Source organism: Pantoea sp. B270, from assembly GCF_018726825.1.
Lineage (GTDB): Bacteria > Pseudomonadota > Gammaproteobacteria > Enterobacterales > Enterobacteriaceae > Pantoea > Pantoea dispersa.
Genome location: NZ_JAHCSX010000004.1, coordinates 26,211 through 52,282, shown reverse-complemented (window position 1 = coordinate 52,282; position 26,072 = coordinate 26,211). Strand labels below are relative to the sequence as shown.

At 54.7% G+C, this 26,072-nt stretch carries 21 protein-coding genes; 20 read left to right on the top strand and 1 reads right to left on the bottom strand.

Annotated elements, in window-relative coordinates; translation table 11 throughout:
• Nucleotides 1-1,101: 1,101 nt before the first annotated feature.
• The 11 genes from KOL70_RS22750 to KOL70_RS22700 all read left to right on the top strand — a co-directional run bounded on the left by KOL70_RS22750 (nucleotide 1,102) and on the right by KOL70_RS22700 (nucleotide 14,012).
• Complete coding sequence (locus KOL70_RS22750; protein ID WP_215481668.1) at nucleotides 1,102-2,130, top strand: RepB family plasmid replication initiator protein; 1,029 nt, start codon at nucleotides 1,102-1,104, stop codon at nucleotides 2,128-2,130.
• A 1,190-nt stretch (nucleotides 2,131-3,320) separates the two neighbouring features.
• Nucleotides 3,321-3,500: a hypothetical protein gene (locus KOL70_RS22745; RefSeq protein WP_215481667.1), complete on the top strand. Its 180-nt coding sequence runs from the start codon at nucleotides 3,321-3,323 to the stop codon at nucleotides 3,498-3,500.
• 559 nt (nucleotides 3,501-4,059) lie between these two features.
• Nucleotides 4,060-4,281, top strand: a complete 222-nt coding sequence (locus KOL70_RS22740) for a hypothetical protein (RefSeq protein WP_215481666.1) — start codon at nucleotides 4,060-4,062, stop codon at nucleotides 4,279-4,281.
• Nucleotides 4,282-4,545: 264 nt separating this feature from the next.
• A complete protein-coding gene (locus KOL70_RS22735; protein ID WP_215481665.1) occupies nucleotides 4,546-5,058 on the top strand; it encodes a GNAT family N-acetyltransferase in 513 nt (170 codons plus the stop codon).
• 25 nt (nucleotides 5,059-5,083) lie between these two features.
• Complete coding sequence (locus KOL70_RS22730; protein WP_215481664.1) at nucleotides 5,084-6,700, top strand: ABC transporter substrate-binding protein; 1,617 nt, start codon at nucleotides 5,084-5,086, stop codon at nucleotides 6,698-6,700.
• Between the two features lie 15 nt (nucleotides 6,701-6,715).
• Nucleotides 6,716-7,705, top strand: coding sequence for an ABC transporter permease (locus KOL70_RS22725; protein ID WP_215481663.1), 990 nt, complete (start codon nucleotides 6,716-6,718; stop codon nucleotides 7,703-7,705).
• A complete protein-coding gene (locus tag KOL70_RS22720; RefSeq protein WP_215481662.1) occupies nucleotides 7,705-8,538 on the top strand; it encodes an ABC transporter permease in 834 nt (277 codons plus the stop codon). Before KOL70_RS22725 ends, KOL70_RS22720 begins: the two co-directional genes overlap by 1 nt.
• Nucleotides 8,535-10,148, top strand: a complete 1,614-nt coding sequence (locus tag KOL70_RS22715) for an ABC transporter ATP-binding protein (RefSeq protein ID WP_215481661.1) — start codon at nucleotides 8,535-8,537, stop codon at nucleotides 10,146-10,148. The genes KOL70_RS22720 and KOL70_RS22715 overlap by 4 nt, the downstream gene beginning before the upstream one ends.
• Before the next feature lie 10 nt (nucleotides 10,149-10,158).
• Nucleotides 10,159-11,496, top strand: coding sequence for an LLM class flavin-dependent oxidoreductase (locus tag KOL70_RS22710; RefSeq protein ID WP_215481660.1), 1,338 nt, complete (start codon nucleotides 10,159-10,161; stop codon nucleotides 11,494-11,496).
• Between the two features lies 1 nt (nucleotide 11,497).
• Entirely contained in the window at nucleotides 11,498-12,697 is a 1,200-nt protein-coding gene (locus KOL70_RS22705) for a M20 family metallopeptidase (RefSeq protein WP_215481659.1), read from the top strand.
• 10 nt (nucleotides 12,698-12,707) lie between these two features.
• Complete coding sequence (locus tag KOL70_RS22700) at nucleotides 12,708-14,012, top strand: NtaA/DmoA family FMN-dependent monooxygenase (protein ID WP_215481658.1); 1,305 nt, start codon at nucleotides 12,708-12,710, stop codon at nucleotides 14,010-14,012.
• Nucleotides 14,013-14,118: 106 nt separating this feature from the next.
• Here KOL70_RS22700 and KOL70_RS22695 read toward each other — a convergent pair whose 3' ends face one another.
• A complete protein-coding gene (locus KOL70_RS22695; RefSeq protein ID WP_215481657.1) occupies nucleotides 14,119-15,354 on the bottom strand; it encodes a monooxygenase in 1,236 nt (411 codons plus the stop codon).
• A gap of 314 nt (nucleotides 15,355-15,668) precedes the next feature.
• Here KOL70_RS22695 and KOL70_RS22690 point away from each other — a divergent pair, with 314 nt between their 5' ends.
• The 9 genes from KOL70_RS22690 to KOL70_RS22650 all read left to right on the top strand — a co-directional run bounded on the left by KOL70_RS22690 (nucleotide 15,669) and on the right by KOL70_RS22650 (nucleotide 25,498).
• Nucleotides 15,669-17,285: an ABC transporter substrate-binding protein gene (locus tag KOL70_RS22690; RefSeq protein ID WP_215481656.1), complete on the top strand. Its 1,617-nt coding sequence runs from the start codon at nucleotides 15,669-15,671 to the stop codon at nucleotides 17,283-17,285.
• Nucleotides 17,282-18,280, top strand: a complete 999-nt coding sequence (locus KOL70_RS22685; protein ID WP_215481655.1) for an ABC transporter permease — start codon at nucleotides 17,282-17,284, stop codon at nucleotides 18,278-18,280. Before KOL70_RS22690 ends, KOL70_RS22685 begins: the two co-directional genes overlap by 4 nt.
• Entirely contained in the window at nucleotides 18,277-19,146 is an 870-nt protein-coding gene (locus tag KOL70_RS22680; protein WP_215481654.1) for an ABC transporter permease, read from the top strand. The genes KOL70_RS22685 and KOL70_RS22680 overlap by 4 nt, the downstream gene beginning before the upstream one ends.
• Nucleotides 19,146-20,780, top strand: a complete 1,635-nt coding sequence (locus KOL70_RS22675; RefSeq protein ID WP_215481653.1) for an ABC transporter ATP-binding protein — start codon at nucleotides 19,146-19,148, stop codon at nucleotides 20,778-20,780. The genes KOL70_RS22680 and KOL70_RS22675 overlap by 1 nt, the downstream gene beginning before the upstream one ends.
• Complete coding sequence (locus KOL70_RS22670) at nucleotides 20,695-22,179, top strand: NtaA/DmoA family FMN-dependent monooxygenase (RefSeq protein WP_254185915.1); 1,485 nt, start codon at nucleotides 20,695-20,697, stop codon at nucleotides 22,177-22,179. Before KOL70_RS22675 ends, KOL70_RS22670 begins: the two co-directional genes overlap by 86 nt.
• A 258-nt stretch (nucleotides 22,180-22,437) precedes the next feature.
• Nucleotides 22,438-23,265, top strand: a complete 828-nt coding sequence (locus KOL70_RS22665) for an ABC transporter substrate-binding protein (protein ID WP_215481652.1) — start codon at nucleotides 22,438-22,440, stop codon at nucleotides 23,263-23,265.
• 6 nt (nucleotides 23,266-23,271) lie between these two features.
• Nucleotides 23,272-24,087 (top strand): amino acid ABC transporter ATP-binding protein, encoded by an 816-nt coding sequence (locus tag KOL70_RS22660; protein WP_215481651.1) that lies wholly within the window; start codon nucleotides 23,272-23,274, stop codon nucleotides 24,085-24,087.
• Nucleotides 24,084-24,827, top strand: coding sequence for an amino acid ABC transporter permease (locus KOL70_RS22655; RefSeq protein ID WP_215481650.1), 744 nt, complete (start codon nucleotides 24,084-24,086; stop codon nucleotides 24,825-24,827). Before KOL70_RS22660 ends, KOL70_RS22655 begins: the two co-directional genes overlap by 4 nt.
• Nucleotides 24,824-25,498, top strand: coding sequence for an amino acid ABC transporter permease (locus KOL70_RS22650; RefSeq protein ID WP_215481649.1), 675 nt, complete (start codon nucleotides 24,824-24,826; stop codon nucleotides 25,496-25,498). Before KOL70_RS22655 ends, KOL70_RS22650 begins: the two co-directional genes overlap by 4 nt.
• Nucleotides 25,499-26,072: the final 574 nt, after the last annotated feature.

Sequence of the window (26,072 nt, the reverse complement as noted above, 5' to 3'; positions counted from 1 at the left end):
TGGCGTTAGCAGCTGAGTTAACTACCTCAATCGGTTTGGCCCCTGAATCCTCAATGTTAAGCTTATAGAGAATCATCGATCAAACATGCAGAAGTGATAAGTAGACTCACAATAACCACTTTGATGGCGTCACACCAATCAAGATGCCATATGGTCTGTTAGCTGGAACCGTTGTTGTTTGTTCGCCGCTTGACCAATAGGAGAAGGCATATTTGTAGCGTCTCAGCGTACAATTTGATGGAAAAATCTTCTCCGATGGTTGTGGTGGCCGTTCTGATAACGTTGCTTTCTATATCTTATTGGCCTGTACAAAAAGCATACAAAAAAGCCTATTGAAATAAAAAATTATTTAATAACAGATATTTAAAAGATAATTAAGAGCATTTTGACATACCATTTAGCAGTCCCTAACGACTAGGATTTTTATATCCGAGCATAATTTTGGCTCTTCTTTCAATGACATTACTGCTGAGTAATCGCCTAAGAGGGAATGTCTGACCAACTGGTAGTGAGCACGAAACACCTTTCAGACGATTTCAGAGAGGTCTCATAACTTTTCTTCTCATAGAGTGACGGTCCCCATATCACCTCAAAGTTTTCATCGGTACATAAATGCAGGCTGGTTAAGAGCAGTATACAGCGACGGTTTATCTGCAGCAGAGATCGGCTGTAAATGACCCGTTGATGATGGCGCGGGTATATCTGTTAAGCATGGAGGGCTGATAGTTATCCACTTATCCACGCGATAGATCCCAATAAATTGATCCTAATGAGATCCTTTATAGATCCCAAAGAGATCCCCGATCGCTGGAGCCCGCACCAGCTCTGGCCTGAAGAGGGGTTTACATAAGCTATAGCAAGTAAAACATAAGCTATACAGAGATCACAATAAACTATAGACAGTAAAATATAAGCTGTAATTAGGAAAACACATAAGCTATAGTGAGTTTATTGCTCATTTTCCCGTTTTGATTGTGGATAACTATTCTGATTCCCTGTCAGAGGGTTACTTCGATCATTGGCGAGTTGTTATCTTACAATTCACAATCCGGATCGGTTGATCATGCTCAACGATCCTCTGAAACGTGTGCAGGAACGCTTGTGGCCAGCGACAATCTTGACTTAACAAAGCTTTTTGAAGAAAAAGACACGAAATCCGGGGAAATCGTTACCCTAACGCCGAATGCCAATAATACGGTGCAGCCGGTAGCACTGATGCGGCTAGGCGTATTTGTCCCTACGCTTAAGTCGTTAAAAAACAGCAAGAAAAACACCTCTTCAACAACTGATGCGACCGAGGAATTGACGCGTCTATCACTCGCAAAAGCGGAAGGCTATGAAAAGGTTGAGATAGTCGGCCCGCGCTTGGATATGGATAACGATTTCAAGACCTGGGTCGGGATCATCCATTCCTTTGCAAAGCACAAAGACAAGGTCATTGGCGACAAGGTACAGCTCTCATTTGTAGAGTTTGCCAAGCTCTGCGGCATTCCCTCAAGTCGCTCCTCAAAGCAGCTCAGAGAGCGTATCAGCCCGTCTCTGAAGCGTATTGCCAGTACCACCATCTCTTTCTCTTCAAAAAGCGGCGACGACGCAAAAGAATATATCACGCACCTGGTCCAGTCAGCTTTTTACGATACCAAAAAAGACATTGTTATCCTGCAGGCTGACCCGAAGCTTTTTGAGCTCTACGAGTTTGATCACAAGGTTTTACTGCAGCTCAAGGCGATCAACGCGCTCAAACGCCGAGAGTCCGCTCAGGCGCTCTATACCTACATTGAAAGCCTGCCCAAGAACCCGGCCCCTATCTCTCTGGCGCGCCTACGCGAAAGGCTGAATCTGCGCTCTCCTGTGTTTTCGCAGAACCAGACAGTGCGCCGTGCAATGGAGCAGCTTAAAGAGATTGGTTATCTGGACTATAGCGAAGTTCAAAAGGGACGCAGCGTTTACTTCCAAGTCCATAATCGCTATCCAAAGCTCAGAGCGCCTAAGACGGAGCAGCTGGAAGCACCGAAGGCTACAACGAAAATAAAAGAGCCGCTCGATCCGCAACTGCAGGAAAAGATTGAACTTCTGGATAAACTCGGTATTTCTCTTCAGGATCTGGAGAAGATTTTTAAGTCTCAGTAGCACATAAGCTGTGATGAGTACTCTCTTCTCAGGAGAGCAAAAATTATTGAAGTTATAAGCATACTATTCTGATAAGTGATTGATTTTTATTGGTTTTAGAATAAAAAACAACTCATTACAGCTTAGGTTTGCGGCTCAAGGGCACGTTTTACTCCTTATAGCTTATATCTATGAGCTGAGCAGTAGGGGTTACTCACTATAGTTTATATAACTCTTCCCTCTTGATGTTCTTACTCACTACAGTTTATAAAAAACTCAAATAATCGCTTTTTGCACTTACTACAGTTTATACAGTGATGGTGAGCAGCTGATTACTCACTACAGCTTATGGCTGACAAGTAAGAGTCTTTCTTACTTGATTTTATCCTGATGATTTTAAATGGATTATATATCATGTCGGCTTCAAGGCCATAAATTAGCAGAACACACAGCACTCCCTATAGCTTATATCTACTCACTATAGCTTATTCTCAATCCTGAACCCTTACTCCTTATAGCTTATATAAACTATAAGGAGTAAGGGTTCACATATGGCCACTCATGACATACAGACCCTGCCGTAAATCCGAGGTAACTCTCTCTAGAGCATTAATCATAAGTGACAATATGTTGTTGCGGTGATCGGTCAAGGTGTTCTGGGGGCGGCGTCGCTGTGGGGGCTGCCGGAGTAGGGGTAACGAGGAGGGCATCGACCAATTTGTGCCACCACATGCGCTTGGCGCAACAAACGGCAAAACCCGCCTGTTTAGTACTTTCTGTACTGAACATCCGGCCCTGATGGATTACGCCGTTTTATCCTGGCAGTTATTTGCTGCGCGCAATCCTGCTCTGTTACAACTCTGCGGTGGGTTAATAATCGGCCGCCCTGAGTCGCAGGCTGTTGCCGGCACGCTACAGGCGGCACAGCGGGCTGCGGTGGCACTGGAGGTGATCGCCGCGGCTGAACTGATGCGACACCAGCCACTGCACCGGCACCTGAGGCACGATTAGGTTGCGGTGATTGACCCCTACACCGGTGTTGCCCGACCGGAAGCCTTTGTCGATGCCGCGTTACAGCGGGCTATCCGGTTGGGCGCGCATATTGCGAGTGGGACACGCGTGCAGGAGGTTCAGCAAGGTACAGGCTAGGTGCATATCGTAACGGCAACCAGCACATTTATCGTTGAGCAGGTTGTGATTGCGGAAGAAACATGGTTGCAGCGCTTCGCGTACGTCTGCCGCTCGACCCGATACGCACGTTAATGATCTGGTCTGGTGCTGCGCCTGATTCGCTGCTGAGCGATTTTCCGGTCTTCGTGCGGGAAATCGATACGCAATTGAACCGTGGGGCCACGGCCATCTGCCAGGCGGAGAGGTCAAGCTGGAGCTAGGGGATATCGGTGTGGTGTGGCAGACGCTCAATCCTGATAACCCGATAGCGGTGTCACGCTGTCAGAAAGTAGCGAAGTCAGCCAGACGGTCCAGTCCAGGTTAGGGAGGATTGCCCTTCGGCCGGTGCGCATCGATCCCTGCATGATTACCCGCACACCAGACGCGCAATTTTTCTTCAGATGTTATGAGGGATGGGGGCTGGTAGCGGGAGGTGACAGTGGTCATGCGTTTAAGCACGCACCGGCAATAGGTGAAATGATTGCCCGGCTGGCAAGTGGGCGTGCGCCTGAACTGAACACCGACTGTATCGACCTGCAACGATTGTTCTGAGTATGAGAGCAAAAATGGGACGACTCCACTTGCGTTGTATCACCACCCTGCCACCCTTGAAGTGGCACCGTTTATCGGTTCGCCCCGCATGTATGTGATTCCTGCCAGGAGAGCAGCCTCTGCCACGCAGGTGACGGTTTAAATGTCGGATGCGGGCGTGATCTCTGGAACATGCCGGGCGGGCGGTATCGTTGGGGGAACCGCTCCAGCTCGGGGGGCCTGGAGCACATGCATCTCACTGGCGCCGCTGCGACGCACTTCATGGCAGAGATGGTACTGGTGGAAAACCTTTGGCACGAAACGCTGATGCATCATCAGATCCCCGACGTTGATGAACCGCTGACGCAACGTCTGCCCGGTGACAGCCAGATAAAAGCCGCAGAGCGAGTTATCTTGAGGCTAAGCGAACCGCAGTGTCACTTATTTGCGCTGTCCGGTGAGTCGCTCTAATCACATCGTCACCTTTGAGCAGTCAGGCAAAAGCGGCAGTGATTTCGAATAAAAGAGTGAAATTTCATTAACCCCATGCAATTGTTTTCACTCTTATCCCTAACAAACTGATATTCATCTTTATCATTATCTTATGTTTTCTTTTTATAATGCGCCTTTCTGATTAATTCCTGCATTTAACAAAACGATTCTCATTATTTTCATTTTACTTTGTGGTGGCGGGTTTTGATAATTTCTCAATAACTTTACGTGGAAATACAAATAATGAGTCAGTCCATCCTAGTAGCAACACCTGACGATGCGGAAGAAATTTTTGCTTTATTACAGCGTGCCTATGCTTCTCTGGTGTCACTGGATGTGCATTTCACGATTTCCCGAGGCAACGTCGATCAGGTGCGCCGCACCATTGAGCAGGAAACGGTGCTGGTGCTGCGCAAGTGGAAACGCGCCGTGGCTACGCTAACCGTACGTTTCCCGTGGCAGCAGGATGACAATGCACCTTCATCACTGCCCTTTATTCACTGGTTTGCTGTCGACCCGGATTTTAAAGGCCAGGGCTATGGTCGGGAAATAATTAACTGGGCCGAAGAAATTTTGCTCAAAGAAACGTTAAAAGCCCCTGGTGTTTATTTGGCTACGGCGATTAAACATCCCTGGCTGAGTGAACTCTATCAGCGTCGCGGCTATCAACCTTTTTATCATCGCACCAATCCATTAGGTGAAGCATTGGTTTTTATGAAAAAGGAATTTAATGCCAATTTACTCACCTCACATTAAAAAAACTGCAACGACCAAGGAAAATATGAAAGCGAATGCATTGACTCTCGCGCTGAGTCTCACCTGCCTGCTGGGAAGCGCATCTTACACTTTTGCTGCTAAACAGCCACGTAGCGGCGGGAGCCTGACTTACGGTGTAGAAACGGAACCCGTACCCTTTAACCCCCAGCTCAATGGCCAGTCAAAAGCCGAGGTGGTGCTGCGTAACGTCTGGGAATCTCTGCTGGCGCGGCGTAATGATGGCAGTTTTGTTCCCTGGCTGGCTGAAAGTTATGAAGCCAGCCCAGATGGTAAAAGCTACCGTTTCAACCTGCGTCATGATGTGACCTTCTCCAACGGAGAAAAACTGGATGCTAACGCGGTGGCAGAAAACTTCCGGCATTTGCAGGACGCCGCGTATTGTGCAGGCAGTAGCTTGTGCGCGGTCGGCTCACGTATCGAGACCATCAGCACGCCGGACGACCATACCGTCGCCATCACCCTGAAGCAGGGGTATTCACCGTTCCTCGCCTTTGCGGCCAAATTACAGATCCTCGCACCGGCCAGTTGGCAATCGTCGCAGCTCAAAGCGGGTGGCAAAGAGATTGCCGGAACGGGGCCGTTTATCCTCGAAAGCTACGAGAAGGGCCAGCAGGTTACCTTCGTCAGAAACCCTCACTACAACTGGGCGCCTGCCACCGCGCATCATCAGGGGCCGGCCTGGCTGGACCGTGTCACTTACCGTTTCCTGCCGGAATCGTCAGTACGCACCGGCGCACTGCTGTCCGGCCAGGTGGATGTGATTGAGGGGATATCTGGTAACGATGCCGGGGAGTTTAAGGACAATCGCGATTTCACCTACCAGCACGCCCTGAATACTGGCACACCTTATTCATTATTCCTTAACGTTGAATATGGCCCGACGCAGGATGTGAAGGTGCGTCAGGCATTACTTCAGGGGCTGGACATCGATCCCATCCTTAAATCGGTGTATCGCGGCGAGCGTACCCGTGCCTGGGGAATTACCTCACCGATCGATCCGCTCTACAACAATGATCTGGAAGGTAAATACGGTAACAACCCGACAGCGGCCAATGCCTTGCTTGATGAGGCGGGCTGGAAAACACGTGATGCAGACGGCTTTCGGACAAAAGACGGTCAACGTCTGACTATCGAGGTGATCCAGGCCCAGGCAACAGTGCGTGACCAGCGCGATGTGCTGTTGCAGGCGATTCAGGCTCAGGCGCGTCAACGGCTTGGCGTGGAGCTGAAACTGCGTTATGTCGACTCCGGCACCTACGTTGAGGTGCGGAATACCGGCAAATTCGGTTCGATCGCCAACTCCAATACGGAAACCGACGGCATCGATATTGAAAACCACTACCGCCCGGTGAAAGCCGGTGGACCGATTAACTACAGCCGCGTTAACAGCCCGGAAATTAATGGCTGGCTCGACCAGGCCGCCGCCACACTTGATATCGGTCAGCGCCGTAAATTCTACAGCCAGCTCCAGCAATATGCCCTGCCGCAGCAGGCGTTGGCGGTGCCGTTGTATGAGCCGGAAGATCAGATTGCGGCGGCCAGTTATGTGCACGGTGTCGGGTTCCGCAGTTTTAAACAGATGCCGGAAAACGTCTATGACGTCTGGTTGAGCGAACATTGAAACGCGGAGGCGTGGATGAGTCTGGAGAGCATCATGACCCGTAACCCCAGAACACCGCGGCCATCCCTGTGGCGCAGTGAACTGGTGCGCGCCATTGTTGGGCGTCTGATCGGCGGTGTGCTGGTGTTGTGGGCGGCTGTGACCCTGGCGTTTCTTGGAGTGCATCTGGCGCCGGGTGACATTGTCAGCCTGCTGATTGGCGAGCAGATACGCACACCGGCGATTGAGGCAGCGATCCGGGCTGAGTGGGGGCTGAATGAACCGCTGTGGTGGCAGTATCTTCACTATCTGTGGCGGGTGTTACACGGTGATTTCGGACGCTCTTACGTCCTCAACACCGAAGTGAGTCAACTGCTTGCCACACAGTTGGGGCCGACTCTGAAACTTACCCTCGCTGCACTGCTGGTCAGTGCGGTATTTGCCGTGACAATCGCCGTAGCCACTGCGCATCGTCGCTGGGGCCGCCGGATCGCCAATGGGCTGGAGCTGTTGCTGGCCTCCACTCCCTCGTTCTGGATGGGCATCATGCTGCTGTTTATCTTCAGCTTTACGCTGCGCTGGTTCCCGGTGGCGGGCGATCGTCATCTCTCTTCGCTGGTGCTGCCGGCGCTGTCTCTCGGTCTTGCCCAAGGTGCGGTCATCGCACAGGTGCTGCGCCATGAACTCGAACGCGCGCTGGAATCGCCATTTACCCTGACGCTACGCGCCTGGGGTGTGGGTGAAACCACCATTCGCCTGCGTCATGCATTGCGCCATGCCGCACTGCCAGCGGTGACATTAACCGGCTGGCTGGTCGGCGGGTTGCTGAGCGGGGCGGTGATCACTGAACAGGTGTTTGGCCGTCCCGGTCTCGGCAAACTGACGGTGGATGCGGTGCTGGCGAAGGATCTGCCGGTCGTGCTGGCGGTGGCCATTCTCTCGGCTCTGATTTACGTGGTGATGAGTACGCTGGTGGACATTCTGGCGCTGTGGATTGATCCGCGTTTACGTGGGGAGAGCAAATAATGCAAGCCATCCTGCAACGTTTTTCTGTTGCGCTACCGGCATCCGTCTGGATCGCCATTCTGTTTCTGCTGTTGGTGGCTCTGGCAGTGGTGGCACCGTACTGGCTGACGCACAGCGATCCGCTCCTGGCCGATCCGGTTAATGCGCAGCTAGCGCCGTCGGCGCAGCACTGGCTCGGCACCGACCAACTGGGGCGCGATCTGCTGACGCGTGTAATTTATGGCAGCCGCTATTCGTTGCTTATCAGCGTAGCGGCGATGGTGCTGGCGGTGTTCTTCGGCACGCTGCTGGGCCTCACTGCCGCGCTGGCACGTGGCGTTTTGGACGAATTGCTGAGTCGGGCGGTTGACGTTATTTCAGCTTTTCCCGACCTGCTGCTGGCGCTGATGCTGATTGCGTTTACCGGCCCCGGCACCAACAACCTGATCATTGCGCTCGGCGTGGCGTCGGTGCCGCGCTTTGCGCGCGTGGTACGCGCGCAGACCTACAGCGTGATGACTTCCGGCTATGTGGAGCAGGCGCGGACCTTTGGGTTGTCGCGCTTTACCCTGATCGTTCGTCATATCCTCCCGCATGCCATCGCGCAGGTGCCTGCGCTGGCGACGCTGGGGCTGGGCACCGCGATTATTGGCACCGCAGGTCTCAGCTTCCTCGGTATGGGTCCACAACCGCCGACGGCGGAATGGGGCCTGATGCTGGCGGAGGGGCGCAACTATCTGCGTAACGCCTGGTGGATTGCCGTCTGGCCGGGGGTATTTATTACGCTGACGGTGATTGCCGTGAATACGCTGGGCCGCTACTGGCAGGCGCGTTTTGAAGGGAGAGCTTCATGAGCCAGCCGGTGATTGATATCCAGAACCTGTCCATTCGCTTTGGCCATCATCAGGTGGTGAAAAACCTGAGTTTGCAGGTGTGGCCGGGCGAGTCCGTGGCGCTGGTAGGGGAGTCTGGTTCAGGCAAAACCCTCACGGCACGCAGTCTGCTCGGATTGTTACCTGAAGAGGCGCAGCTCAACGCAGACCGTTTTGTGATCGACGGACGTGACATGCGTAACGCCAGCCGCAGTGACTGGCGTGCCCTGCGTGGCCGCCGTATTGGTTACGTGTTGCAGGATGCGTTGGTCTCTCTTGATCCGCTGCGCCACATTGGCCAGCAATTAGCCGATGCCCTGACCGCCGCCGGGTATCGTGGTAGCGCCACGCTTCAGGAGAAAAGCATTGAACTGCTGCGTGCGGCAGGGATCGCGGATGCGGAAAGCCGTCTCAGGCGCTATCCGCATCAGCTTTCAGGAGGTCAGCGTCAACGTGCGCTGATTGCCAGTGCACTAGCGGGTAATCCGGCGTTATTAATCGCGGATGAGCCGACGACGGCGCTGGATATGACGGTACAACGTCAGATTCTCCAGTTGCTTGCTCAGCGGCGACGGGAAGGATATGGCCTGCTGCTGATCAGTCACGATCTGGCGGTGGTCGCCGAGCTGGCGGACAGAGTGCTGGTGATGCGTGATGGTGAAGTTGTTGAACAGGGCGCCAGCGCCCTGCTGCTGCATCGTCCACGTCATGCGTGGACGCAGCGCTTGCTGCGCGCTGTGCCCACGCCAGCCACGCGTGGCTTACGCCTCAGCGCTGCCGAGCCGACACCGTTACCCGCGCGAACCCAGACGGGCGCCAGGCCGCTGCTGGAGGCTCGCGGCCTGAATAAAAGCTATGGCGACCGTCAGGTTTTAAGAGATATCAACTTTAGTCTGCACGCCGGGGAAACACTTGGAGTGGTGGGCGAGTCCGGATCCGGCAAAACCTCGCTGGTGAAAGTCGTCATGGGGCTGACCGAGCCAGACAGCGGCACGCTGCTGCTGGAAGGCAGCCGCTGGCATGGCATCAGCGAATCAGCGCGCCGTGCCCGCCGTGCCCGCCTGCAACTGATTTCTCAGGATGCTTTCAGCTCGTTCGACCCGCGTTACACGGTGGAAAGAATCATCGGGGAAAGCCTCGACAGTGTGGGTATTTTCGGTGATGCCCGTCGTCAGCGAGTGCGCCAGTTACTGGACGAAGTACAGCTTGGTGATCGTTTCCTGCAACGTTATCCACAGCAGTTATCCGGTGGTCAGCGGCAGCGGGTGGCAATTGCCCGCGCGTTTGCGCCTAACCCGGCATTGCTGGTGGCGGATGAACCGGTCAGTGCGCTCGATGTGTCGGTACAGGCGCAGGTGCTGGATCTGCTGGCGGATATGCAGGCCGAACACGGCACCGCGCTGCTATTTATTTCTCATGATCTGGGGGTCATCCAACACCTCGCTGACCGCGTGCTGGTGATGCAGCAGGGGGCGGTGGTGGAAAGTGGCGCGATCGGCGAGGTCTTTTCCGCGCCGCAACATCCCTGGACGCAAAAACTGTTACAGGCGTTGCCGGTCCTGCCGGACTGGCAACCCGAAATCGCCTATTGAGGAGCATGGAATGAGTCAGACACAACGCCAGCTGCGGCTGGGAGCCATTATTCAGGGTGCGTCCGGCAACATGTCGGCGTGGCGTCACCCGGATGCGGTGGCGGATGCCAGCATTAATGTCGAGTATGTGCTGGATCTGGCGCGCAAAGCGGAACAGGCAAAAATTGACTTTCTGTTTGTCGCCGATGGTTTATATATCACGCCCCAGTCGATCCCACATTTTCTCAATCGGTTTGAACCCATTACCCTGTTGTCAGCGCTGTCGCTTGTGACGAAGAAAATCGGCCTGGTAGCGACGCTTTCCACCTCCTACAGCGAACCGTTTACCGTGGCGCGCCAGTTTGCCAGCCTTGACCACCTGAGCGGTGGGCGTGTGGGCTGGAATGTGGTGACCTCGCCGCTGGAAGGCTCAGCCAGGAACTTCTCGCGCGCCAGTCATCCCGAACATGACGAACGTTATCGCGTCGCCAGCGAGTATTTACAGGTGGTCAAAGGTCTGTGGGATTCGTGGGAAGAGGATGCCTTTGTCAGGGATAAAACCACCGGTCAGTTTTTCGATCCTGACAAACTGCATACCCTTAACCACCAGGGCACCTATTTCTCCGTACAGGGTCCGCTCAATGTCGGGCGTTCACCACAGGGCAGGCCGATTGTGTTCCAGGCCGGTGCCTCTGAAGCCGGTAAAGCCTTTGCCGCTGAAGCGGCGGATGCCATCTATACACGCCACGAGACGCTGGAACAGGCCCGTGACTTTCGTGAAGACGTGCGCCGTCGCTTGGTGGCACAAGGGCGTGATGCCGATGATATTCGCGTCTTCCAGGGGATAAGCGTCATCATCGGCGCAACCGCAGAGGATGCCGAGCGTCGTTACCAGCAGACCGCCGAACTGGTGACCATCGAAAAAGCGCTGGAATATCTTGGGCGCTACTTTGAGCATCACGACTTCAGCCAGTACCCGCTGGATGAGCCGTTCCCGGAGATCGGCGACCTCGGCGAGAACAGCTTCCGCAGCACCACCGACACCATCAAACGCAATGCGCGCGCCCGTGGCCTGACGCTTCGTCAGGCAGCCCTGGAAGAAGCCACGCCGCGCCCCAGTTTCCTTGGCACCGCACAGCAGGTAGCCGATGGGTTAGCGCAGTGGTTCCTCGCCGGAGCGGCCGATGGATTTATCGTCCGTGGGGGTACGCCAACCGCCTTTGATGATTTCGTCGAACAGGTCATCCCGCTGCTGCAACAGCGCGGAATTTATCGCAGCGAATATGCCGGTGCGACGTTGCGCGAAAACCTCGGGCTTACCACGCCGGAGAACCAATTTGCGCAACAACGTCGTCAGCAGGTGGCCTGATATGACAAAGATCACCGCCTGGCAGCAGGTACTGGCAAGCAGCCTTGAACACCACGCCGCAACCTATGTGGCAACCGCGCAAGCGATTTTTGAGCGTCCGGAAACCGGCAACAATGAATACTTCGCCAGCGAACAACTGACCGGGTTGCTGCAGGCGCAGGGATTTCAGGTGACGCGCAATGTTGCGGGTCACGAAACCGCCTTCTATGCCGAAAAGCGTGGCGACAAACCGGGACCAACGGTCGCGTTTTTGGCAGAGTATGATGCGCTGTCCGGCATCGGTCATGCCTGCGGCCACAATTTAATTGGCACCACCAGCGTGGCAGCCGCCATCACGCTATCACAGCTGCTGGCGGAAACGGGCGGGCGTGTGGTGGTGCTGGGCACACCGGCGGAAGAGGGTGGTCTGGCGGGACCCGGTGGCCCAAAAGGCAATGTGAAAAAACGGTTTGTCGAGGCTGGATTACTGGAGGGCATTGATGCCGCGCTGATGGTGCATCCTGCCGGAATAACCCGCCTGACCGAGCATACCCTGGCGAATAATCATCTCTATTTTCATTTCTATGGAAAGCCATCGCACGCGGCCAGCGCGCCACATGAAGGGATTAACGCACTCGATGCGCTGGTGCTGCTGTACAACGGCATCAGCGTACTGCGCCAGCAATTGCCGGATGGCGTGCGCGTGCACGGCATTATTACCAACGGTGGGCAGGCGCCGAATGTGATCCCGGAATATGCCTCGGCGCATTACTACATCCGTGCCGACAGCCGTGAACAGGTGGAGTCGCTGGAACCGCGCCTGCGGGCGATTGCTGAAGGCGTTGCGCTGGCTACCGGCACTCGCGTGGAGATCGATCATCAGGTTGGCCCGCGCGATTTTCGCCTGAATCCGGCACTGGATGCCGTGCTGTTGGAAGAACTGACGGCGGTCGGGGAACAGGTTGATCTGTCGCCACAAAGGAACAAAGTCTCCACGGATGCGGGGGATATCAGCCACGCGGTGCCGACCGCACATCCCTGGCTGAAAATCGGCCCTGACGATCTTATTTTCCATACCGTGCCATTTCGTGAGGCGGCCAACTCGGAACGGGGGTATCAGGCATTGCTGATTGGCGCGCGGGTGCTGGCCCGGACCGGCCTGCGTCTACTGACCGATGCTGACGCCTTACAAAAAATCAAAGCTGATTTTTCGCGGCCTTAAGGAGAATACCGTGTCACAACCCTATCGCAGAAAACTGAAGACGCTGGTGGGTGCCAGTAGCGTCATCTCGGCAGGCAATGACAGCCAGCCAGGGCTGGGCATCGCACGCGCTATCGCACTGGCGAAAATTGCGGAGCGCGAGAAAATCACCGGGTTATTTACCGCAGATTTATTGCAGGCCGATCCTGCCGGACTGTCAGGAACCACCGGCAGCCAGGATCCGCTAATTGCGCTGGCGGCGTTGAGTCAGGCCACGTTACACATTGGTTTAATCGCCACCGTCAGCACCAGTTGGCTGCATCCATATCATCTGGCGCGCCAGGTGGGTACACTCGACCATCTTAGTGGCGGGCGTGCCGGCTGGAATGCCGTGACCTCCTCTGTCGGTGAGGAGAATTTTGGTGAAAGCCCGCTGCCCGCGCCCCAAGAGCGCTATGCGCGTGCCACGGAATTTATCGAGGTCATTAATGCGCTTTATGACGCGAATGAACGCGAAGCGGCACAGCGTACCGCCAGCGGCGGGATACGCATCGATCCCGCCAGGCTGCATCCGATCAACTACCGGGGCGACTATTTTCAGGTGGCGGGCCCGCTGAATGTGCCGCCTTCACCGCAGCGTCGTCCGGTACAGTTCCAGGCCGGGCAATCGGACGCCGGCGTGACACTGGGCGCGCGTTATGCTGAGGTGATTTACACGTCGCAGCCCACCTTAGTGGCGGCACAGGCATTTGTGGCGGATGTACACCAGCGGGCGCAGCGTTTTGGACGGCAGCATAATCTCCCGCTGATCATGAACTCATTCCATGCGATTATTGGTGAGAGTGAGGCGGATGTGGCGCGTCGTCTGCGTGAAAAACATGAACGCATCAACTATGAGCAGGGTAGGTTGCGCGTGGCCGATATGCTGGGCGGCGAGCTGGATTTGCGCGAACATCCGCTGGATCAACCCCTGCCCGCCGCGCTGATCCCGCATGTGGCGCAGGTGCAACGCCGTCAGGGGCGCGCCGCTATTTTCCGCCAGTATGCGCTGGAAGGATTGACGCTACGCGAGCTGATTATCAAAGCGGAGGAGACCGGGCACTGGTTTGTGGCCGGGACGCCGTCAGCGCTGGCGGATGCGATTGAACAACGTTACCAGGCCGGGGTGCTGGATGTGATTTCATTGCACGGGCTGGGGCAACCAGATCAGCAGGATTTGTTACTAAACGGCCTGTTGCCGGAACTGCGTCGAAGACAACTGCTGGACACGGATTATCAGGGCTCGGATTTTCGCAGTAGTCTTGAACTGCCCCCGTTGCGGCAGGTTGCGCAGTAAAAAAAGCCCGGCATTGCCGGGCCTTTTGCTCTCTGAATAGCGTAATCATCTCTTATGCTGTTTTCAGCGATCGCGCGATAGTCCCGGTCATCACCTGCTTAAAAGATTATTTTTTTTCGCTATCGGCCACGCCAATACGCCATTGTTCAGGTGGCAAGGTGCCGTTCACCGCAAAATCACCGACGATGCGATCTTTGTACACGCGCGGATTGTGTGAGGACAGGGTGCGGACATTACGCCAGAAACGGTCCAACCCCAGCGGTTTTAAGGTGGCGGAAGCCCCCAGCGCATCAAAGAGGATGGAACTGGCATTCAGCAGCAGGTCAGTAACAACGTTAAGCGACTGCGAAACTTCCAGTTCTGCAATCGCCACCGCATGGTCAGCCTCTGCCTGATCGCCGCGTTGTTGTGCCGCATAGGCGCGTTCCAGCGCATTGGCAGCATGCAGCACAATGGCACCGCTGCTGTAGGCTGCACCGCGCAGACGTCCCACAACCTGAAGTATCTGCGCATCCTGCGCGGCAAGTGGTGCATTACCGTTACTGTAGGTGCGTTTGCGCGCGGTCACCTGGGCGGCCACTTCGCTGCTTTGCGCCCGCCCGAGTCCGGCAATGGTCGCCAGATGGACCAGTTGAAAGAATGCCGGGGAATAGCGGAAGTGTGCTTCTTCGTTAATCTCTTCATCCTGGATCAGTACATTGTCAAAGATCGCTGTCCCGCTGGCCGTCAGCGTCTGGCCAAAACCGTCCCAGTCATCCAGTACCGTGACGCCTGGAGCGCTTCGTGACAAGGTGACGGAGACACCTTTGTCATTTTCGTCGGTCAGGCCAACATCGATCCAGTCAGAATAGAGCGAGCCGGTGGTATAAAATTTTCTGCCATTCAGTCGCCATTGGTTGCTGTTACGCTGAATACGGGTTGAGAAGGTAGATTGACGTGCGTCGCCGGTTTCACTCCAGGCCGGGCCGACAATGTCACCGCGTCCCAGACGTGTCAGCCATGTGTTGCGATAGCGGGTGTTGCGGCGGCTGAGAACATTTTCCACGAATCCCAGGTGGCCACGTAGCGACTGCACCAGATTGGAATCCGCTTCACCCAGCTCAATCAAGAGATTGAACAGCTCTGGCAGGGTAGCCCCCTGACCACCTGCAGTCTTCGGAACACGCAGCGCGGTGAAACCGCTCTGTTTTAACCATTCAATCTGTTCAAACGGCAACTGACGCTGTAATTCGCGTTCAATGGCTCCGGCACGGATATCGGCAAAAAGAGGACGAAACGGCTGCGCCAGTTGTTCGTAATTTGACGAAGGGGCAGTTCCCCAGCCTGAATCAATTTGTGACATCGTCATAATCTCCCGCAAAAATGTGCCCGATCAGCAAAAAAGGCACTATGGCATTAGCATCGCTGTCGGCATTAATGTTTTTTTCTGCTAAGTAATCGCCAAAAGAAGATTAATTATCATGTTTCCAATATGCGGAACCAAAAATAACAATTTGCATATTCACTGCTGCTATTGATATTTGTCACGCCGCCATGCTGTGCTCTATTCAAAACCGGTCAAAAATTACCTGCTTATTTCATGATCTTCTGCTCCAGTCTGCGACCAGGTCCATGTTGGGGTTGAGTTCGATCTTTTAAAAGAGAAAATAAAACCAGATGATGCGAAATTATTTTCGGCAATGGCTCATGCCCACTACGGCTATTATTTCCCTGGCTTCGGTGCTGAATCCGGCTTGGGCGTCGCCGGCGCAAGAACCCTCGCACAGCGATGGCACGCTGATCTATTTGCATGAACAGGAACCCCCCTGTTTATGGGGTGGCTGGGTGCAGCAGGCGTATCTATCCCGGCAGGTTTTTGATTATCTGGTGAGTTACGACAACGGGGAAATACGCCCGTGGCTGGCGACCAGTTGGCATGAATCCGCCGATAGGAAAACCATTACCTTCCATTTACGTCACGACGTTAAATTTACTGATGGCGATAAATTTAACGCGGACGCAGTCATCACGAATTATCCGGCATGGCAAAAAGGAATTGGCTGGCATGGTTTTACTTATATGACGGGTTTCAGCAAAGTTGATGACTATACAGTGGCACTACATTTATCTGAGCCGAATCCTGAAATATATAATGTGCTCGCCAATGGGCATTATGGTTTCCAGTCGCCTGACTCGCTGGCCCATAACAGCAGCGAACAGAAATGCTTGCGTCCGGTAGGCACCGGACCATGGAAAGTGGCGCGCTGGGTCAGGGGGGAAGGCATCAGCTTTGTGCGTAACGATGGTTATCACTGGGCGCCGCCCAATGCCCACCATAACGGACCGCCGTGGATCAAACATCTGGAGTGGAAATTTGTGCCAGATGCCACTACACGCTGGGGGGCGTTAGTCAGCGGTGGCGCGGACGTCATCTACCAGCCTCCCTCGGCACAATGGCAAGCGTTGCAACTCCACTATCAAACCCTCTCTTATGTCGCAACCGGGCGGCCTCAGGCGTTCTCCTTTAACGTGCAGCGCGGCCCATTTACCGATCAGCGTGTACGCCAGGCGTTTGCTTATGCGCTGGACCGCAAACAGATTGTCAAAACCGTGTTCAAAGGTGCGGTGCCCTATGAAGGTAATGGCTCAATCAGCAAAAGCACGCCGCTGTATCTGAATGTTGATGACCGCTATAGCCAGAACATCGGTAAGGCCAATCAACTGCTGGATGAAGCCGGTTGGACAGGACGCGATGTACAGGGGTATCGCACCAAAGACGGCGCAACGCTGGAAGCCAGATTGCCCTTTATCCAGGCGATCATTGACCCGGAAGGGGCGTTGATGCTGCAGGCGGTACAGGACCAGGTTAAGCGCGTCGGCATTAAACTGGATTTGATTCCCCTAACGCAAACTGAAGGATTTGCCGGTGCCCGCTCGCGGCCAGCGGATAAAGAAATCAGCTTTGGCTATTGGGTGTGGCCGTCACCCAACATTCTCGACATTGTTTACAACCATACGCTTAATGGCGCGTTCAACGGTAATAACACCACGTTTTTCAATAATCCCCGCATCGAAGCGCAGATTCTCGATGCCCAGCGCGAGCCAGACCCTCAGCTAAGACAACGGAAGTTTGATGTGCTGCAAAAGTGGTTTGACGACCAGGCGATTGCGATTGGTGGTTACAACTTCACCTATAACGTCGCGATGGCCAACAACGTCCGCGGATTGTGGCAGGACCAAGGTAATGGGTTGCTCAACTTTAACGATGCTTACTTTGTGAAGGAGAAGCCATGAGTGACATTATCTCCTCGCCAGACAACGACGCGCTGCCGGGCAGCGGCAGTGCGCGGTTACTGCGCAGGATAGCACTGCGCCTTGGCGCAGCCGTGTTCGTGCTCTGGGGCACCATCACAGTCACCTTCTTGGTGCTGGCAGTGCTACCAGGCGATCGTGCCACCATTTTGCTCAACATTACCTCCGGGCAGGTGATTGAGAGAACGCCCGCTGAACTAGCGCCAATTAATGCAAAGTACGGCTTTGATAAACCGATAGCCGGGCAGTATCTGCACGCGTTATCCCAACTGTTGCATGGCGATTTGGGCTTCTCTTTTGAGTTGCAGCGCCCGGTGTCGCACATCATCGCGGAGCAACTGCTGCCGACATTCACCCTGGCAATTGCCGCATTGCTGCTGGCTTGGTTGATCGCGATCCCATGGACACTGTTGACCGCTGGCCACCACCGCCGTCTGGGGGCGTTGGGTTCAGCTGTTGAAACTATCATGGCCGGCTTGCCGCCGTACTGGATTGGTATATTGCTGCTGATCGTGTTCGCCATTGACCTGCGCTGGTTTCCGGTCGTCGGGGGGACCAGTCTGTGGGGAACGGTTTTGCCCGCTATCACGCTGGCGATTCCACTTGCAGGGTTTTTAGGCCATGCCATTCGCGGGGAGTTTGAACGGAATCTGCAACAACCGTTTGTTTTGTCTGCACGCTCGCGAGGGATGAGCCTGGCGGGAGTACGGCTGCGCCATGTGCTGCGTCATGCACTGATCCCCGCCATCACCCTCAGCGGTTGGGCGATTGGTAACCTGCTTTCCGGTGCGGTGCTTGTAGAGGCGGTGTTTGCCCGTCCAGGACTGGGAAGTGTGCTGGTCAACGCGGTGAGTAATAAAGATTTTGCACTGGTGTCGGGCATCGTGATTCTCATCAGCTTCCTGTACATCGTCATCAACCTGGTGGTCGATCTTATCTCCCTGATCATCGATCCCCGCCTGAGAGGTCGGTCATGACAACTCATCTTTCTGATTACGCCGGCGTGAAAAACCCGGTGACGTCCAGAACCTTCATCGGCACCGTACCGTTTTCCGTGCTGTTGGCGGCAATTGTGGCGCTGTTCTTTATCGTCGCGGCGATCGCCCCGGCATGGCTTGCGACGTACGATCCCTTTAGCACAGACCTCACGCGGGCCTTACAGCCGCCGTCGCTGACAAGTTGGCTGGGTACGGATGATATTGGCCGCGATCTTTACAGCCGGATTATCTGGGGGACCCGCCTGTCGATGCTGATTGGCCTCGGTGCTATGGCGATTGCAATGTCTGGCGCGATAGTGCTCGGGTTTAGTGCCGCATTGGGTCCACGCTGGCTGGCAGAACCGGTTAACCGACTGCTGGAAATTCTGCTGGCGTTTCCTACGTTGTTGCTGGCACTGCTGTTTGTCGCGCTGCTGGGACCTTCAGCCAGTAGCCTGTTGATCTCTGTGGGGATTGGCACTGCGCCCGGCTATGCACGACTGGTGCGGGCGCAGGCGTTGCAGGTGCGGCAATCCGGCTATGTTGAAGCGGCTCGCGCACTGGGTCATCCCTGGCATCATCTGTTCCTGAACCATATCGCGCCGAATGTTTTCCGCCCGCTGTTTTCACTGGTGGCATTGGGGATTGGGCAGTCCGTGGTCTGGGCGTCAGGATTGTCATTTTTGGGTCTGGGTGCGGTTCCGCCATCTCCTGAGTGGGGCGCGCTACTGGAAGCGGGAAAAATTAACGTCACGGTCGCATGGTGGCTTGAGGTCTTACCGGGCATCGCCATTGTGCTGGTGGCATTGTCATTCACGCAAATTGGCCGCTTTATCCAGCAGCGGACTGAAGGGGAGACGCGCTGATGAGTGATAACAACGTTTTTGAGGTGCACGACTTGCAGGTATGGACAGCCAGCGATAATGCGCCAGCGCGCCACATCGTGAAAGACGTCAGTTTTAACCTGCAACGCGGACAATGTCTGGCGCTGGTGGGGGAATCGGGATCCGGGAAAAGCGTCACGGCACGTGCATTGGTCGGGTTGGCAGGCGATAAGCTTCGGGTAGAAGCCGGGACGCTAAAGCTTCAACAGGAAGATCTGCGTGGCCGTAGCGATCGCTGGTGGCGGAAGATCCGTGGCAAGAAAGTGGGGGTCATTTTGCAGGATGCGTTGGTTTCCCTCGATCCCCTGCGCCCGGTGGGTAAAGAGATCGCCGAAGCGCTCGCGCTCCACGGCTGGGGAACCGCCGCAAGCCGTCAGGAAAAGGTGCACGCATTGCTGGAAGAGGTAGGCGTGCCGGAGGCCGCTTATCGGGCGGGGCAGCGCCCGGATGAGTTGTCTGGTGGATTGCGGCAGCGCGCGCTGATCGCCTCGGCAATTGCGCTACATCCTGACGTGTTGATTGCCGATGAGCCGACCACCGCGCTGGATGTCACCGTACAGGCCCAGGTGCTGGACGTACTGCGACAGATGCTTGATCGCGGCACCAGCATTATTCTTATCAGTCACGATCTGGCGGTGGTCGCGAAGATTGCTGACCAGATACTGGTGATGCAGGGTGGCAGCATTGTTGAGGCCGGGACCGCTCAGGAGGTTCTCGAGCGGCCACGTCACGCCTATACACGCGGTTTGGTTGATGCGATTCCGAGTGAACACACAAAAGGGCAACGACTTTCCCATGCCCCGGCAGTGCGTATCACCGAACCGCTGCGCGTCAGTGTGCCAGACGATGAAGTTCTGCTGGAAGCCAGCCATATTATTAAGCGTTTTCGTGGACGCACGGCGCTTGCGGATATCTCTTTTACCCTGAGACGCGGTGAGACGCTGGGTATCGTCGGGGAATCGGGATCGGGCAAAACCACCTTGTCGCGCATCGCTCTGGCGCTGGAATCAGCGGATAGCGGTGAAGTGCGGTTTCGTGGTCAACCCTGGAGTCAGGCTTCAGCTGCGAAACAGCGCGAGATCCGTCGGCAGATCGCTGTGGTTTATCAGGACCCGCTTTCGTCTTTTGATCCGCGCTGGCGTGTCGAAGATATCCTGCTGGATGCCATCGCTCTGGATCGTCAGCCCCTGAACCAAACGCCGCGAGAGCGAGCCATCAGTCTTCTTGAGTCAGTTGGGCTCGGTGCAGAACATTTGCATCAATGGCCAGCGCGGATGTCAGGCGGCCAGCGTCAGCGTGTCGCCATTGCTCGCGCCATTGCGGCCCACCCGCAAATCATCGTGCTGGATGAAGCGGTATCAGCACTAGACGTCACCATACAGGCGCAAATCCTCGATCTGCTGACGGATCTCCAGACGCAACTGGGCGTCAGCTATCTGTTTATCTCGCATGATCTCGGCGTCATCCACCATATGAGCGACCGGGTCCTGGTGATGCAAAACGGACTGGCTGTGGAGCAGGGCAGCGCCGATGCGATTTTCAACCATCCGCAACACCCCTATACCCGCAAATTACTTGCCTCGCTGCCCCGTTTGGGTGTGGCTGAACCTGCCTGAAAAGGCTAACGGAGCAAATATGTCTCGTGAACTGATTTATAACGGATTTCTCCATCTGACGCCGAATCATCACAGCCATGGCTACTGGCGCACGCCGGAGGGCCAGGTGCAGTACAGTTACAATCAGCTGGATGCCTATGTCAGAACCGTTAAGACGCTGGAAAAAGGGTTGTTTGACACGCTCTTTATTGCCGATGTGGTGGGGGTTTACGACATTGAATATGGCGATGGCAAAACCACCATCCGTGCAGGCACGCAATTCCCGGAACCTGACCCGATTACCATCCTCTCGGCATTGGGGCTGGCAACCGAGCATTTGGGGCTGGTTGTCACCAGTAACGTGATTCAGGCTCATCCCTTCTCTTTTGCCCGGCAGATCTCCTCGCTGGACGAGTTCACCCGCGGGCGTATCGGTTGGAATATTGTTACCTCCTACTTATCAAACGGTTTTCGTAATTATGGCTACGACGAGATCGTGCCACATGATGAGCGCTATGTCTGGGCGCAAGAGTATCTCGACGTCGTCTATAAACTTTGGGAATTGTCATGGGAGGAGGGCGCGGTGCTGCACGATCCGGCCACCAATCGCTTCTTCGATGCCGATAAAATTCACAAAATTAATCATGCAGGCAAGCGCTACCGCGTTGAAGGTCCTCATATTGTCGAACCGTCACCGCAGCGCAGCCCGGTGTTCTTCCAGGCGGGAAATTCGGAAGCCGGTCGCCATTTTGCCGCGCGCAATGCTGAAGTGACCTTCCTGCCATCACAAACGCCAGAGACCACGCGCAAAGATATCGCGCGTCTCAACCAGGATGTGGTGGATTACGGGCGGCAGCCTGATGACCTGAAAAAGCTGGTGATGCTGTCGACGGTGATTGGTTCGACGGAAGAAGAAGCGAAACGCAAGCAGCAATATCTGTTTGATAATATCGATATCAATGCCCTGCAGGGCTTCTACAGCGGAGGTTCTAGTATCGATCTGGCGAATATTGATCCCGATACGCCGTTAACCGAACTGAGCCGTCGTGAAGAGTTTAGCCAACATATGCGCTCAAAGTTCCGCATCGCGGTGGATGCGGATTATGGTCAGGGCAGGGTGCTGACATGGCGTGAGTATTTAATCAAACACGCCTTGTTGCCGGGCCGTTTCGCGGGAACACCGGAGCAAATTGCCGACAAAGTTCAGCAGTTTGCTGATGCCGGTGCTGATGGTTTTAACGTTGTGCCGGTCACCACCCTGGGATGGTGGGAAGAGTGGGTCGAGCATGTGGTTCCGGTGCTGCAAAAACGCGGTCTGGCGCAAACGTCATATCAACCGGGGACGTTGCGTGAAAAGATTTTCAGGAAAGGAAGCAAACTACCGGACTCTTATCCGCAGCGAAAATTGTTTCTCAGTTGAGATGGATAAAGCGACCAACGTTTGCTGCAGAAAAGCAGGACGTATTTAGCGTCCTGCCATACTGAAGTTACATGCATCCTTATTGGTGATTTCGTGGTGAAGAGGCAGGCATCGTCTTAACAAGGGCGCATTGTTACCGCCTGAATTCACGGGAATATTCATTCCTGATATTTCATAAGTTTTTTTTATTCTTTGTTTCACTCACCTGGATATGGGAGCGTAGCAGGTATTTACGCACGCTGATTTTAAAGGATTTTTATGAGCAACCAAAAATCAACACATAAGAAAAAAATATTAACAACTGCGTTTCTGGCTACGCTGCTGGTTTCCGCCGCCGCCAGTGCCGATCAGCTAGCGGATATCAAAGCCGCCGGTGAAATTAAAGTCGCCACCTTCGATGCAAACCCTCCGTTCGGCTCTATTGATGCCAACAGTCATGAACTGGTGGGCTATGATGTAGACTTCGCCAAAGCCCTTGCTAAATCACTGGGCGTGAAGCTGAAATTGGTCGCCACCAATCCGGCTAATCGCATCCCGCTGTTGCAATCTGGCAAGGTTGATTTGATTGTTGCCGATATCACGATCACCCCGGAACGCGCCCAGGTTATCGATTTCTCCATCCCCTATTTCGTGACCGGTCAGCAGTTCCTTGTCCCGGCAAAATCACCTGATCAGCTGGATAAGTACAGCCATGCGCGTGTTGGCGCGGTGAAGGGCACCACCGGTGAGCAGGCGTTGCATCAACGTTATCCGCAGGCCAGGGTTCTTGCCTATGACGATATTCCGCTGGCGCTGACAGCGTTGCGTAACGGTAATGTTCAGGCGATCACGCAGGACAGCACTATCCTTGCCGGACTGCTGGCGGCGGCACCGGATAAGGCCAAATTCAAAATCCTGCCGACGTTGCTGAGTAAAGAAGAAATTGGCGTAGGTGTTAAAAAAGACCAACCGGCGTTGTTGAAAGCGATTAATGATGAGTTGCTGGCGCTGGAGAAAAATGGTCAGGCGGCGCAGATTTACAACTCCTGGTTTGGTCCAGGAACGCCAGCACCGTCACCCCGTAACTTCAGGATTGAAGCGAAGTAAACGCCCATGTTCCTCATGACATCTGTATCCGCGGCACCGGCTGCGGATTTTTCACATCTGCAACAAGCCAGCGTCACCTTCCGTCATGCCGGTAAGCGTTACGGCGACCGTCAGGTACTCAGTGGTGTGGATTTGCATATTGAGTCGGGCGAAGTGGTAGCGATCATCGGGCCTTCCGGCTCGGGTAAATCGACACTGATTCGTCTGATCAATCCACTGGAAAATCTTAGTGAAGGTGAAATTTTGGTCGATAACCGTCCCACGGCGGACTTGTCGGGCGCGGGTTTACGTCAGTTACGTAGTCGCATCGGTTTTGTGTTCCAGCAATTTAATTTGTACGCACATCTGACCGCTTTACACAACATCAGCGTGCCACTCCAGGTGGTGCATGGCTGGAAAAAAGCCGAAGCGCAACAGCGGGCCTACGAGTTACTGACCCATGTCGGACTGGCGGATAAAGCATCGCACCTACCTTCCCAGTTATCCGGTGGTCAGCAACAGCGTGTGGCGATCGCCCGGGCGCTGGCCTCGTCGCCGCAAATCATTTTGTTTGATGAACCAACCTCGGCGCTAGACCCGGAGATGATTGGTGAAGTGTTGCAGGTGATGAAATCACTGGCGCAGAGTGGCATTACCATGATTGTGGTGACGCACGAAATGCAATTTGCACGTGAGATTGCCAATCGGGTGGTTTTTATTGATGGAGGGGAGATCCTTGAAGTGGCATCCCCGGAAAGTTTTTTCCGTCAACCGACCCATCCGCGTGCTCAACGCTTTCTGAAAAAAGTGTTAGATCCCCTGCATCAGGACTTTTTCTCATGAAGCTGCATTTCGACTGGCATGGTGTGCTAAGCGGGCAGCCTTTGCAGTGGATCCTTAGTGGCTATGTGACCACGCTATGGGTCAGTGTCATCGGTGCATTACTGGCAACGATGCTGGCTGTGCTGCTGCTGTTCCTGCGTCTCAGCGGCAATGCGTTCGCGGTACGTGGTGTGGCGCTGTGGGTTTCCCTGTTCCGCAATACCCCGATTCTGGTCCAGTTTCTGTTCTGGTATTTTTCCGCCTGGAATCTGCTGCCGCGCGTATGGCGCGACTGGATCAATGCAGACCATCCCGGCGCGTTATTACCTGGTGACGTCAGTTGGCTGACGCCGGAATTTCTCTGCTCCGCATGGGGGTTAGGGGTGTTTATCTCCGCCTTTCTGCTGGAGGAGATCAGCGCCGGGTTAGCTGCCGTACCGGACGGGCAGCGCGAAGCGGCGATCAGTCAGGGATTTTCAACCGCAACCGCGCTGCGCTGGATATTGTTGCCACAGGGGCTGGTGAATGCCTGGCAGCCGATAACCGGTCAGTACCTGAATTTGATGAAGCTCTCGTCGCTCGCCAGCGGGATCGGTTTTGCTGAACTGACCTATCAGGTACGTCAGGTAGACAGTTATAACGCCCATGCGCTGGAAGCCTTCGCGGTGGGAACAGTGTTATATCTGGTCACCGGCGTGCTGATGGGATTTGCCCTGGGATTGCTGGGACCTGGCCGTCGCCTCATGGGAGGTGAACCATGAATGGCGGCTTGCACGTTATCGTCGATAACCTTGAGTATTTACTGTGGGGCAATCTCGCCAACGGCGAACCAGGCGGAGTATCACTGACCTTATTAATGGCTATCGGTGCCGCGCTGCTGGCATTTCCGGCAGGTATTGCGCTAGCGTGCATCGCCTGGCGATTCCGTGGGCCGGTGCGCTCACTGCTGTTTCTGTGGGCTGAGCTTATTCGAGGCATCCCGCTGATCTTTGTGATCTTCTGGCTATGGTATTTGTTACCCGCGCTGACCGGTAGCGATATGCCGGGCGACCTGACCGTGACGCTGGCGCTGGCCTGGTTTACGGCGGCCTCGGTGATGCATAGTGCGTTAGCCGGACTGCAGGCATTACCGCAGGGGCAACATCAGGCGGCGCAGAGCCAGGGATTCTCAGTCAGTCAACTGTTATGGCATATCCTACTACCACAGACGCTGCGCAATATTAAACCCTCGCTGGTGGGCATTGGCATCAACCTGATCAAAGATACCTCGCTGGCTTTTATCCTCAACGTACCGGAGCTGACGACGCTGGCAGGTCAGGTTAATAACCGGGTTCAGGTTTATCCTGCAGCGTTGTTTGTGTTTACCGGATTGGTTTATTACCTGTTATGTACCGGGCTGGCACAGCTGGTACAACGGCGTGGAGTGAGGTAATGGGTATAGCGGCGGATGAGCTGGCCAGTGATTGCAGTGGCATATCCCTTACTCCCGAGCCAAACTCCACTTTAAAATCCAGTCACAAAAAAGACCGAAAGATTCGGTCTCCTATGGCCCAACTCAATGGCGTCCTCAGCCGGGAGACCCGGAAAAAGGACGATAAAGCGGATATTTCAATATAGCCAGAGGGGGCGGCCAAAACATTTTATGCAAAGTACAGTCCGATCCCGGCACAGAAAAGCATGAGGTGAACTGCCGGTAATAGAAGGAAATGGGGAGGGGGCGCGGGAAACAGATCAGGCTGCCACAAACACTCCCTAGCGTGAGAAAACGCGGATAAGGCTACAATTTTTTACATCGACTGATGCTGATATTCTGGATCAACTCCCTTCCGCTCATTCGGCTTCACTCTGCAGTTAAGGCGTCTTGCGCTTATCATGGCCGCTGGCCACAGCCAGTATGAACAAAGGTTCAGGCGCGTTCTGCAGCCCGGGTAAACGGCACCGGATTCGACCTGACGGCATCGCTGCTGACTCAACAGCAAATCTTAAAAGCTGAGAGTTTAAGCTGT